The organism is Acinetobacter sp. WC-743 (genome assembly GCF_000335555.1).
Classification (GTDB): Bacteria; Pseudomonadota; Gammaproteobacteria; order Pseudomonadales; family Moraxellaceae; genus Acinetobacter; species Acinetobacter bereziniae.
This window is the reverse complement of record NZ_AMFQ01000004.1, coordinates 1-10,934: the sequence shown is the minus strand read 5'-3', so window position 1 is coordinate 10,934 and position 10,934 is coordinate 1. Positions and strand designations below refer to the sequence as shown.

General features: G+C 29.1%; 16 protein-coding genes. 14 read left to right on the top strand and 2 right to left on the bottom strand.

Annotated features, from left to right (window positions below):
- From ACINWC743_RS24645 to ACINWC743_RS00200, 13 genes are all read left to right on the top strand, one after another.
- A partial coding sequence (locus tag ACINWC743_RS24645) for an RHS repeat-associated core domain-containing protein (protein WP_009583893.1) occupies nucleotides 1-1,213 on the top strand: 1,213 nt, incomplete at its 5' end.
- Between the two features lie 11 nt (nucleotides 1,214-1,224).
- The gene (locus ACINWC743_RS00255) at nucleotides 1,225-1,698 is read left to right on the top strand and encodes a tetratricopeptide repeat protein (RefSeq protein WP_009583885.1); all 474 of its coding nucleotides are present in this window, start codon (nucleotides 1,225-1,227) and stop codon (nucleotides 1,696-1,698) included.
- A 175-nt stretch (nucleotides 1,699-1,873) separates the two neighbouring features.
- Nucleotides 1,874-2,122: a hypothetical protein gene (locus ACINWC743_RS00250; protein WP_035299849.1), complete on the top strand. Its 249-nt coding sequence runs from the start codon at nucleotides 1,874-1,876 to the stop codon at nucleotides 2,120-2,122.
- A gap of 57 nt (nucleotides 2,123-2,179) precedes the next feature.
- Complete coding sequence (locus ACINWC743_RS00245) at nucleotides 2,180-2,620, top strand: hypothetical protein (RefSeq protein ID WP_009583879.1); 441 nt, start codon at nucleotides 2,180-2,182, stop codon at nucleotides 2,618-2,620.
- A 45-nt stretch (nucleotides 2,621-2,665) separates the two neighbouring features.
- On the top strand, nucleotides 2,666-3,103 hold the full coding sequence (locus tag ACINWC743_RS00240) for a hypothetical protein (RefSeq protein WP_049044436.1): 438 nt from the start codon (nucleotides 2,666-2,668) through the stop codon (nucleotides 3,101-3,103).
- Nucleotides 3,104-3,207: 104 nt separating this feature from the next.
- Nucleotides 3,208-3,474, top strand: a complete 267-nt coding sequence (locus tag ACINWC743_RS00235; protein ID WP_009583894.1) for a hypothetical protein — start codon at nucleotides 3,208-3,210, stop codon at nucleotides 3,472-3,474.
- A gap of 468 nt (nucleotides 3,475-3,942) precedes the next feature.
- Nucleotides 3,943-4,473, top strand: a complete 531-nt coding sequence (locus ACINWC743_RS24640) for a hypothetical protein (protein ID WP_009583884.1) — start codon at nucleotides 3,943-3,945, stop codon at nucleotides 4,471-4,473.
- Nucleotides 4,474-4,477: 4 nt separating this feature from the next.
- Nucleotides 4,478-4,747 (top strand): hypothetical protein, encoded by a 270-nt coding sequence (locus tag ACINWC743_RS00225; RefSeq protein WP_009583891.1) that lies wholly within the window; start codon nucleotides 4,478-4,480, stop codon nucleotides 4,745-4,747.
- Nucleotides 4,748-5,192: 445 nt separating this feature from the next.
- The gene (locus ACINWC743_RS00220) at nucleotides 5,193-5,573 is read left to right on the top strand and encodes a hypothetical protein (RefSeq protein ID WP_009583886.1); all 381 of its coding nucleotides are present in this window, start codon (nucleotides 5,193-5,195) and stop codon (nucleotides 5,571-5,573) included.
- Nucleotides 5,536-5,886, top strand: a complete 351-nt coding sequence (locus tag ACINWC743_RS00215) for a hypothetical protein (RefSeq protein ID WP_035299845.1) — start codon at nucleotides 5,536-5,538, stop codon at nucleotides 5,884-5,886. Before ACINWC743_RS00220 ends, ACINWC743_RS00215 begins: the two co-directional genes overlap by 38 nt.
- A 352-nt stretch (nucleotides 5,887-6,238) precedes the next feature.
- The gene (locus ACINWC743_RS00210) at nucleotides 6,239-6,505 is read left to right on the top strand and encodes a hypothetical protein (protein WP_009583883.1); all 267 of its coding nucleotides are present in this window, start codon (nucleotides 6,239-6,241) and stop codon (nucleotides 6,503-6,505) included.
- 524 nt (nucleotides 6,506-7,029) lie between these two features.
- The gene (locus tag ACINWC743_RS00205) at nucleotides 7,030-7,296 is read left to right on the top strand and encodes a hypothetical protein (RefSeq protein WP_035299844.1); all 267 of its coding nucleotides are present in this window, start codon (nucleotides 7,030-7,032) and stop codon (nucleotides 7,294-7,296) included.
- 910 nt (nucleotides 7,297-8,206) lie between these two features.
- Nucleotides 8,207-8,488 carry a hypothetical protein gene (locus ACINWC743_RS00200; RefSeq protein ID WP_009583888.1) on the top strand — a complete coding sequence of 94 codons (282 nt, stop codon included), beginning with the start codon at nucleotides 8,207-8,209 and terminating at the stop codon, nucleotides 8,486-8,488.
- Between the two features lie 237 nt (nucleotides 8,489-8,725).
- On the opposite strand, the gene ACINWC743_RS00195 is transcribed toward ACINWC743_RS00200, so the two are convergent.
- Nucleotides 8,726-9,574 carry a tetratricopeptide repeat protein gene (locus ACINWC743_RS00195; RefSeq protein WP_009583892.1) on the bottom strand — a complete coding sequence of 283 codons (849 nt, stop codon included), beginning with the start codon at nucleotides 9,572-9,574 and terminating at the stop codon, nucleotides 8,726-8,728.
- A 114-nt stretch (nucleotides 9,575-9,688) separates the two neighbouring features.
- A complete protein-coding gene (pcaU, locus tag ACINWC743_RS00190; RefSeq protein WP_004828614.1) occupies nucleotides 9,689-10,513 on the bottom strand; it encodes an IclR family transcriptional regulator PcaU in 825 nt (274 codons plus the stop codon).
- A gap of 248 nt (nucleotides 10,514-10,761) precedes the next feature.
- Here pcaU and ACINWC743_RS00185 point away from each other — a divergent pair.
- On the top strand, nucleotides 10,762-10,934 hold a 173-nt coding region (locus ACINWC743_RS00185; RefSeq protein WP_009583887.1), incomplete at its 3' end, for a CoA-transferase.

Here is a 10,934-nt window from a genome sequence, read left to right as displayed (position 1 = left end):
TGATGTATTTGGTCGTCGATTATTTAAGAAAAATACCACTGAGGATAGTCTAACCTTATTTGGTTGGGATGGTGACTTGATGATCTGGGAGTCATACAAAACCAACTCCAATCAACTCAACAAACAAAACTACACCAAACATTATGTCTATGAACCAGATAGCTTTGTACCGTTATTACAAACAGGCTATACCCGTTTTATTCAACTGATAGAAACACCTGATTATCGTCAATTCCAAGATGTCCCTTATTCGATTTATAAAGATCCAGTGTGGAAAACAGACACCCAAAAGAACAAAGCTGAATTGGAACGTGTTGCGTTTTATCACTGTGATCAAGTGGGCACACCACAAACCTTAAGCAATGAGTTAGGCGAGTGTATTTGGGAAATTAAACAGGACACATGGGGTACAGCTTTAGAAATTAAGGCAATCGAACAAGACAACCCATTTGGACATAGTAATATTCGTTTTCAGGGGCAATATTACGATAAAGAAACAGGTTTACACTATAATCGTTATCGTTATTACGAGCCGTATAGTGCAAGGTATGTGAGTAAAGACCCGATTGGGTTATTTGGTGGATTACATAGTACGAAATATGTGAGTGATCCTAAAAAGTGGATTGATCCTTTAGGTTTAGTTGGATTTACAGGCAAAGAAACTACGTGGACGGTGGGTCCTGCTATATATGGTAATTATAATTTAACCTCTCAATGTATAGACAAATATCAAGTTAATTTGGAGATTGATGCTGTGGCAATGGGAGTGGGAGGTACAAGTGTGGTACCAGCAGGTAGAACTTCAGGTGGAATTGCCTTTTTTGATAATAATTCCACAATTTATCCTAATAACTTAAAAGGTGCATGGGGAGGGGCGGCTATTGAAGGATCAACTGGTGGAAAAGGGGTTTCATGGGGAGGTAAGGCTTTAGGATCTGCTGCAACTGAAATTAAAAAAGATAATGGTAATGCTACAACAAATGCCGCAATAGGTACATTTTTAGGTAAAGTAATAAGAGTGAAAGAAAAGTGGAGCTATTGTGGTGTTTCAGAAAAAGCTGCTTGTGGTCCGGGAGGTTGTTTTGACAAAAAAAGAACAGTTTCAGCTCCAGGCTTTAGTCCAACACCGTTAAATAGACCTGTAGTTAAAGAGCTTCCTCCTGAGGCATTAAAACAGCAACCTCCAATTAATATCAATATCAATGGTTTGTAGAGTAAGTAATTATGAAAATTTTGATGATTTTAAGTATATTTTTAATTTTTAGTGGATGTGCAAATAGTGCTTCATATGAAAAAAGCTATGAATTAGAGTTAGCCAAGGCAGGCAATATTGATGCACAATATAATGTCGCAATGAATTATTTAAATGGAATAGATGGATTTCCTAAAGATGAAAAAGCTGCTAAAGAGTGGCTAGAAAAAGCAGCAAAAAAAGGTGATGCACCATCTCAAAATGGATTAGGTATTATGTATTTAAGAGGAATAGGTGGAGAAAAAAATTTAAATAAGTCAGAGTATTATTATAGATTGGCTGCTAATCAAAATCATGAAAATGCTCAACTTCAATTAGCACTAATATTACTAGACAAAGACAAAAACAAAAATATAAATGAAGCTGTAATCTGGTTAAAGAAATCTGGAATGCAAGGAAACATTGAAGCTCAACAAAAGTTAAAAGAACTTGGTGTGAAAATGTAAAAATCCTGTATATGAGTGCGGATAAAAAGGGATGTGCAATTATCAAGAACAAATTATTTGGGGTACTAAATTAGGTGCTAATTCTATAGCAGGTTATAAAATGAGGAGCAAGAGCAGAAGAAAAATAATCAGAAGGATAAAAGTATGAAATAGTGTAAAATTATAGGAAATTATGATGTTAGAATTTTTTATTACTATGCTGTCATCTTTTTTAAGAATTAAGAATAAACCCTATCTAACTTTCTTTTTAAGAACTATTATCATAAGTGTGATAACAGCAATGTTTTTAATTTTTTTCAAATCAAACGATCAAGATATAATGAAAAGTTTAAATTGGTTGGCTGGTTGTTCTCTATTTTTTGGATTAGTTATAAGCTTTATTGCAGGGATATGTGAAATTGGAAGAGAAAATGTTGAAAAATAAGCATCAGTATTTTTTATAAAAAATAAGAATCAGATCTTAAAATTTAAGGTAATTATTATGAGAAATTTTTTATTCTATTGCTTTGTGTTTAACTTTATGGGGTGTGGTGAGTTAACACAACAACCAACTGAAATTCAACAAGCACAGATTGATGGGAAAAATGAAGTGAGTAAATGGTTTGATGAGTATAGTCCTGATCTAAATTCAGAAATTATAACAACACGTTATGTGAGTTATGTGTTGACTTTAGATAAAAATTATAACTCTGATATAAATAAAAAAATTTTGTCAGAATGGTTGAAAAATGGCTGGAGAACAGTTACAGATGATGAGGGTAAAAAATTTTTTTGTGATAAAAATGGAAATATTATGGAAGTAGTTACACCTTTTTCAATAAGCAATAAGAAGGTAAATGGAATTTTAGCTGCTCAGCAAGAAAGTGAATGGTTAGTTGGTTATCAGTATCGTATAGGTGGAAATTATGAGTGTAGAGAATAGATGCGTTTTGTTTTTTATTATAAAACATATTTTGTTAATTGAGCTATGAAATCAGTATCCTTATATTTTGTGATTTTTTGTTTAATGGGCTGTGGCGAAATAAATAAAGAGCCTAATAAAATTCAGGAAAATGAAATTAATGCAAAACATGAAATCAGTAAATGGTTTGAAAATTATCAACCCATTATGGCTTCAGAAATTATTACCACTCGTTATATACTTTATGTTTACACATTAAACAATAAATATAATCCTGATATAAATAAAAAAATCATTTCAGAATGGGAGAAAAGTGGTTGGCGTGCAGTCAAAGATGAAGATGGTAAGAAATTCTTTTGTGATAACAATGGGAATATTATAGAAACAATTGAACCTCTATCGATCAATAATAAAAAATTAAATGGAATTGTGGCAACTCAATTAGATGATATATGGCAAATAGGGTATTCGTACAGAACAGGTGGAAATGATGAATGTAAATAATTAGGGTGTATTGAAACTTTTACACTAAAAATAGCAAAGTAGTAAAATTAAATTGTCAAATAAAATTATTTCGGATCAGAAAGCGAAAGAGGCAAAGAAATAGAATGCTGACAATTATTGCTGAGGTAATTATTTCTTTTTTCATCTCTAATTATGAAAGTGAAAAATATCCATATTTAATTAGTTTTTTTAAAGGAATAGTTTTAGGCGTATCTGGTTTTATTTTAGGAATGCTAATTGATTTTTTTAATAAGGATTTAATGGATTTGCAGGGAGTATTATTATTTTTTCTAATATCAATAGGAATTGGCTTGTTATGCTCTTTGTTCTTTATGGGGTGTAAATGGTTAGATTTAAACTCAAAAAATTAGCTGAAAAAGAAAGCGAAAATAATTATGCTTTATTTGTTGATAGATAATATATCTGAATTTTTTGGAAGTCATTTTAGATGCAATAATCATCCAGTTTTGTATTTTTTTATCCGTTCAATAATTCTTGGAATTTTTATTTTTTTGTTAGCACTCTTTATGCTTATTTAAAAATTGATGATTTTGGAGTTGGTGATATTGTTTTTAATTTATTAAACGGGATTTTAATTGGATTTATTACGTCAATATTTATTCTGATTTGGGGTAAAATTGTAGAGTTTATAGATAGAATTTCACGGAAATAGTGAAATGGCTTTATATAAATATTTTAAAATTAATTTTAAATATTGTTGAAAACCTAGTTGTTTAGGTGTTCTAATTATTGATGAGTCTAAGAATAAGAAAATAGGTAATACTAAAGATACCGAGCCTTATGCTAAAGGTTTAATGTACTCATTTGGAGGATTGTAGATGAAAACTATTCTAAGTATATTTTTTTCTTTAATGTTATTACTTTCTGGTTGTATTGATCAAAAAAATATTGAATATAGAATGAATTTACGGCAAATAGAAAGAAATGTTACTCCTGAAGAGTCCAACTATTTTATAAATATGGAGTATATTTTTGAAATCTATGATTTTGTTTTATTTGAAAAATTCTATGTAAGAAATATAAGAACATACTACTTCGAAGAAAGAGTGGGGAATTTTAATATGGAAAATTATATTAATATTGTTAAACCTAAATTATATGAAAAAGGATGGAGATTAGTGGAAAAAAATAATTATGGTGAATATTATTGTGATGAAAATAACAATGAATTAGGTGTTACTTTTCCAACTAATGATATTAAATTAGATGGAGTAAACTTAGGTTATTTTACTTATCAAAGTTACAATAAGCTAAATGTTGCATTAAGTTATGATATTAGTGGTGGGAAGAAGAAATGTCAATATAATGGGAAAAAACAAAATAATGCCAAACCTGATGTAAGAGTCTGAAATAATGGAATTAATCGCAGAGGTTATAATTAGTATTTTTATTTCCAACTTTAAATCAGAAGATCATCCGTATCTGATAAATTTTTTTAAAGGCATAACAATAGGTTTAATTGGATATGCCTTAGGAAATATAGTGGGGTATATCGAAAATCATAAAGTCATGGAATACAGTAAACAAATTCTTTTTTTTATTGTTACGCAATTTATAGGCTTTGTTTGTTTTATTTTTTTATCGATGGTTGATTTTTTAAATGGAGGAAAAAATAAAAGCTAAGAATTTTATGCGAATACTTTTAAATTTTATTTTGACTGTTTAGTAGCAAATTTAAAAAACAGATTTTTATAAAGAACCAGAGGTATTAAATGAAACAAACCAAAAATATAGTGAATTTGTAATGTATTCAAAAAAACTTATCAATTGTGTATGAAGAAATGAAAATGAAAAAGATTTTCAATATTTTATTTCTTCCTTTAGCTTTAATATATTTTTTATTTAAAATTTTAAGTTGTTATGTTTACTATTATTGTGGAGTGAATGGTAGGTTTCTCTTAGTAGAACTTTTCACTTATGATTACTATTGGACAATAATCTTAAATTTTATAATGTTAGTAATTGCTTTGGTAGCAGTATTTTTGTCATTTAAGAAGTAATCAAAATCATTAGGGGGTGTTGACACTTTTATATTAAAAAATATAGAAGTAGAGCACCTTATGGTGATATGGTTTCAAATGGAGCAGTGACAAATATACTTAAAAGATTGCCACAAATAAAGGATATAATAGATGATAAAAGTTTTTCTTATAATTTAGGAAGTAAAATCACAAAGGGTATAGAAATGAGTCGAGGAAAGGGGGTAACTCAATTAGCGAAAGGGTTTAATATGCAAAAAGCTGCAAGAAATTGTACTGAATGCTCTTATAATATAATTAGTCAGTTGAATAAGACAGGCCAGAAGACTATGGCAAAAGGAGTTGGAAATGTGATCAAAGACTATGTTGATATACCTGGAAAGTTAAAAGGTTGGGCAACTGATGGATGGTTTGAAATTGATGATTTAGTGAATGAAAAAATTTCAAAAGATAAAGAGAGTAAAAAGTAAAGGAAATAGTGCTATGAGTTTTTTTTGTAAATATATACCATTTATTTTTTTGATTGGATGTTCTTCTAATTATAAAGGTAGTGAAAATTCAGCAGAATTTGATAAAGAGAAAATAAATTTTATAGCAGGTTGCTCTGAATCAGGTACTCTTAGTGTAAGTGTTTGTGAATGTCAGTTTAATGATTTAGTAAGAAAATATGATAAAAATTTTTATAAGGACAAATCATTAATGGAAGATAATGAGAAAGCAAGAAAATTTGAAAAAATTGCATATCAGATTGTTGAAGATTGTGAAAAAAGATTAGAAAAGTGAAAAAATCATATATAAGTATAGTTCAATTTTTTTTATTATATTATTGATGCTGAAAGTATTAGGGTGTGGAGTATATGCATACTGTGGTGGTCGAAGTGGTCTTAAAAAAGTAGAGTTTTTTTCATATTCTTATTATTTTACATTAGTAAGTGATTTATTGTTTATTTTAATTATTTTTTTTGTATTTTTATACTTGGTTCTAAGTTCAAAAAATGAAAAGTAATTATAATAATTAAAATATCATATGATTGATGTGATTATTTTAGTAATCAATTTCTTATGCAACAAACATCCTCTAGAACGGCAAATAAAATTATTTCGGATCAGAAAGCAAAAGAGGCGAAAAAATAGAATGCTGACAATTATTGCTGAAGTAATCATTTCTTTCTTTGTTTCTAATTATGAAAGTGAAAAATATCCATATTTAATAAGTTTTTTTAAAGGGATAGTTTTAGGTGTTTCTGCCTTTTTTTTATATATGCTGATTGATTTTTTTAATAATGATTTAATGGATGTAGAAAAAATAATATTATCTTTTTTCGCATCATTAGGAATTGGTTTGTTAGCTTCTTTATTCTTTATGGGATGTAAATGGTTAGATTTAAACTCAAAAAATTAGCTGAAAAATAAAGCGAAATTAATTATGCTTTATTTGTTGATAAATAGTATATCTGAATTTTTTGGAAGTCATTTTAGATGTAATAATCATCCAGTTTTGTATTTTTTATCCGTTCAATAATTCTTGGGATTTTTATTTTTTGTTAGCACTCTTTATGCTTATTTAAAAATTGATGACTTTGGAGTTGGTGATATTTTTTTTAATTTATTAAACGGGATTTTAATTGGATTTATTACGTCAATATTTATTTTGATTTGGGGTAAAATTGTAGAGTTTATAGATAGAATTTCACGGAAGTAGTTAAAATGGCTTTATATGAATATTTTAAAATTAATTTTAAATATTGTTGAAAACCTAGTTGTTTAGGTGTTCTAATTATTGATGAGTCTGATGAAGTTGATGGAAATAAATTTTAAAGGATTATGTGGTAAAAATTAATTTGTTAAATTTTTTTGGAATAATAAGGGGTTTATTGATTGAACAGGTTGTCTAGTTTTTTAAGTTTTTGATTCTAAGGAAAAATAATGTTAACAATATTAGTAGAGATAATAATGAGTGTATTCATTGCTAACTTTAAAGCAGTAGAGCATCCTATTATTAATTTTATTATACGTGGCTTTATAATTGGGCTAACGTGTTTTTTAATAGGTTTATTTTTATCAATAGTAAGTGGTTCAGACTTTTCCTTTATTTTTGCTTTAAAAGTTTGTTCAGTAGTTGGATTAGTTGGAACAATATGGGTTTTTTTAATAGAATTTATCTTTGGGGTTAAAGACAAAAAGTCATCATAAGGTCTCTTTCTTAAGTCAAAAATATGATGTCGAATGAATTACATGGGTAAGAAAAGTACCTTTTTCCTCTAAAGGAAAGGCTAAAAATAACAAGGACTTTATGTTGATTTATGGTTTTCAAGTAACTTATTAAAGATGCTTAATTTGTGATGAATCAACAGATGAAGACTTGATTTATAGAAATTGTTCGATCACGAACTGTTCAAAATCTACTAATCTTTCTACAAGGGCTTTTAAATTAGGGTGTAATATAAATGTCGGATGGAATTATTTTAATTTTATTTTTATCATCACTACTGCTTTATGTTATTTTATTTTGTATAGTTCGATTTTATTTGTTTAAATATTTTACTAATAAAAAGATTGTAATTGACTATTTGGATTTCAATTTAAAAAGTTTTCAACATACTAAGTATCTTTGTAAAATAGTTTTTAAAGGTTTTGATAATGGAAATTTCTATGCAAAAAGATTAAGATTTTTATATCTTATAAAGATTTGTTTTTTATTTATTTTTATTATTTCATTTTTTTTAATGTTGATTTGATTTATGAGGTTCAGTCTTATTTTTTGTTTTGGATTAATTTTCAAATACTCATTCTATTAACTTTAATGAGCTGTGTAGAAGTGAAGTATGGTAAAATTAACTTAAAGGTGTGATGTACATATGAGAACTGATTTTAACACTGCGAAAAATTTAGAATTTTGTACAAGTAGTAATATTAGACCTGTTATAGTTATGCAAAGAGTCGCTAATAAGAAGATTGTTTAAGGAGTGAAAAAATAATTAAGGATTATAGTTTCGGAGAAGTGAAAGGATATCTTGTCGAAGGTGCATAATATTTTTATGATAAGGTTATTGATAAGGCGAATAAAAGTGAAAATGAATAGACTAATTTAATAAGGTTTTATATGCAAAAGTTTCTATTGATTGTGTTGATTACATTGAGTGGATGTACAACAAATAATAATAAAAATGCTCAATTTGAAGTTGAACGTTTAAATTATATTGCTGGTTGTTCTGAATCTGGGGAATTTGATGAGAATACATGTAAATGCTCTTTTGATTATTTAGTGGAAAATTTCAAAACAGATTTTTATAAAGATCCAGAGGTATTAGATGAAACAAATAAAAAATATAGTGAATTTGTAGTGTATTCAAAAAAAGCTTATCAACTGTGTACTAAGAAGTAAAAGTGAAAAAGATTTTCAATTTTTATTTCTTTCTTTAGGTTTAATATATTGTTTATTTAGGATTATAAGCTGCTCTCTTTATTATTATTGTGGAGTGAGTGGTGGGTTCTTTTTAATAGAGCCTTTCAATTATGATTGCTATTGAATAATTATTCTAAATTCTATAATGCTGACTATTGCTATAGGAGTAATAATTTTTTCTTTAAAGAAATAGTCAGAAGTTATAATTTAAGCATATTATTTAAGTTGTAATAATTCATCGTAAGCTAGAGAATTACCCGCTTGAGCAGATTTCTCAAACCAATTTTTAGCTAAAGATAAATCTTTATTAACACCTAAACCATCTTTATAGATTTTACCTAAATGATATTGTGCTCCACTTTCACCTTGATTTGCAGCTTTTAAAAACCATTGATATGCTTGTGAATAATCTTGCTTTATACCATCACCTAAAAAATACATAAGCCCTAAATTATATTGAGCATCAACCTCACCTTGTTCAGCAGCTTTTATATACCATTGAGATGCTTTTAGTTTATCTTGTGACACTCCATGCCCATGTAGATACATATTACCTATATTATTTTCAGCAGCAGAATACCCAGCATTAGCTGCTTTTAAATAATATTCAGATGCTTGAGCGTAATTTTCTTGTACACCTATTCCATCTTTATAAAAATTACCAAGCTCATTTAATGATGGTACATCGCCTAAAGCAGCTGCATCTTCAAATAACTTTTTTGCTTGAGCATAATCATTTTTAATACCTGAATCACTACTTAGTAGAATAGCTAAATTATATTTCGCTTTTGCATATCCTTTATCAGCCGATAATTCATACCATTTAAATGCTTCTATAATATTGGGTTTTAGGTCTTTATAACCATCTGTGAACAAAACTCCCATATTATATTGAGCTTCAGGATCACCTTTTTCAGCTTTAGACTTAATCTCATTGATATCAATAGCGGAATTATTAGCGCTATATTGTTGATTATTGTTGTTGCTATCAGTTGATTTAGCACAGCCTGAATTTAAAACACTAAGTAGACAAATTGTTAGAAAAATTTTTCTTGTATAAAACATATTTTATCTCAAACTGAGTAACGTCAAAAAATTATTTTGATATCTATTAAATTTTAATAATAACATGAGCTGAAAATAATAAACAAACTTAAATTATATGATCAACTTTCCCACCTAAACCACTTGTCTCAAGTCGCGAGCTGTTTCCTGTAACAACGGCAAAATATGCGTAATTAAATAATCTTGAGTCGTACGGATCGTTGGAGACACAATATTTAAAGCTGCAACTACATCAGCATTGGCATCATAGATCGGTACAGCAACTGCATGTACACCTAACTCATGTTCTTCACACGAGTAGCACCAATCTTGTTCCTTAATCTCATGCAACAATGCCAAAAACACTTCACTGTCTGTATGGGTATATTTAGTCAATCGCTTCAAAGGATATTTTTCTAACCACTCTTTTTGCTCATCTTTATTTAGATGTGCCAACAAAATTTTGCCTGCGGATGTGGCATGAGCAGGGAGTCGGTTACCCAAATGCAAACCATAAGGATTAACACGGTCAGTTTGTTGATGCGCTGCACTGCGTGCAATGGTAATGGCTTCATAACCATCCAGCACCATGACTGAATAAATCAGTGATGTTTGATTGGTGAGTAAGTTTAATAAAGGCTGACAAATTTTAGGTAAGGGAGAACCATCCAGATACGCACCTGAGAACTTTAAAATTTTGGGGGTTAAATAATAATAATGACCATCAAAGTCTAAATATCCCAAGTATTCTAAAGTCAGTAAATGACGACGTGCAGCAGCACGGGTCATGCCTGTTTTCTCTGCGGCTGTACTCATATTTAAACGATGACGTTCAGGACCGAAGCAATCTAAAATCGCCAAGCCTTTGGCAATCCCTGCGATAAAGTCTTCATGTCGAATCACTTTCTTATTTTCACGGTGATGAATCAAGCGACGATTTTTATTTTTATCATTTTCCATAATTTAGAGCATTCCTACAAAATCCTTTGATGAATAATTATTCTAATCGAAACACGACTAATTTAGTTGGATAATGTTCGATGATCGAACATTAAAAATAATAATCGCACAAAATAGCTTTTAGAAGATAGAAGTCTGTTCAGAATTTATCAAGAATAAAGATAAGAAATCCGAACAAAACACTCAACTTAGTTTTATCGACTTTTAGGATGAAAAATTGAGTGCTACACAGTACAGGAAGTAGTCAGATGATTGATAAGCGTGCCGGCTCATTGACAGAGGTTTTGTCACAAATCAAGGATGGTTCAACCATTATGATTGGGGGCTTTGGAACCGCAGGACAACCCGCAGAGCTAATTGATGGATTGATTGAGCTTGGCGTCAAAGACTTGGTCATTGTCAACAACAATGCAGGCAATGG

Bases quoted from the DNA above. Each gene is read 5' to 3' on its own strand.
- ACINWC743_RS00225 (WP_009583891.1), top strand. From the start codon at position 4,478: ATGGAATTAATCGCAGAGGTTATAATTAGTATTTTTATTTCCAACTTT.
- ACINWC743_RS00210 (WP_009583883.1), top strand. From the start codon at position 6,239: ATGCTGACAATTATTGCTGAAGTAATCATTTCTTTCTTTGTTTCTAAT.
- ACINWC743_RS00215 (WP_035299845.1), top strand. From the start codon at position 5,536: ATGAAAAAATTTCAAAAGATAAAGAGAGTAAAAAGTAAAGGAAATAGT.
- ACINWC743_RS00255 (WP_009583885.1), top strand. From the start codon at position 1,225: ATGAAAATTTTGATGATTTTAAGTATATTTTTAATTTTTAGTGGATGT.
- ACINWC743_RS00235 (WP_009583894.1), top strand. From the start codon at position 3,208: ATGCTGACAATTATTGCTGAGGTAATTATTTCTTTTTTCATCTCTAAT.
- ACINWC743_RS00250 (WP_035299849.1), top strand. From the start codon at position 1,874: ATGTTAGAATTTTTTATTACTATGCTGTCATCTTTTTTAAGAATTAAG.
- pcaU (WP_004828614.1), bottom strand. From the start codon at position 10,513: ATGGAAAATGATAAAAATAAAAATCGTCGCTTGATTCATCACCGTGAA.
- ACINWC743_RS00200 (WP_009583888.1), top strand. From the start codon at position 8,207: ATGCAAAAGTTTCTATTGATTGTGTTGATTACATTGAGTGGATGTACA.
- ACINWC743_RS00195 (WP_009583892.1), bottom strand. From the start codon at position 9,574: ATGTTTTATACAAGAAAAATTTTTCTAACAATTTGTCTACTTAGTGTT.
- ACINWC743_RS00205 (WP_035299844.1), top strand. From the start codon at position 7,030: ATGTTAACAATATTAGTAGAGATAATAATGAGTGTATTCATTGCTAAC.
- ACINWC743_RS24640 (WP_009583884.1), top strand. From the start codon at position 3,943: ATGAAAACTATTCTAAGTATATTTTTTTCTTTAATGTTATTACTTTCT.
- ACINWC743_RS00240 (WP_049044436.1), top strand. From the start codon at position 2,666: ATGAAATCAGTATCCTTATATTTTGTGATTTTTTGTTTAATGGGCTGT.
- ACINWC743_RS00245 (WP_009583879.1), top strand. From the start codon at position 2,180: ATGAGAAATTTTTTATTCTATTGCTTTGTGTTTAACTTTATGGGGTGT.
- ACINWC743_RS00220 (WP_009583886.1), top strand. From the start codon at position 5,193: ATGGTTTCAAATGGAGCAGTGACAAATATACTTAAAAGATTGCCACAA.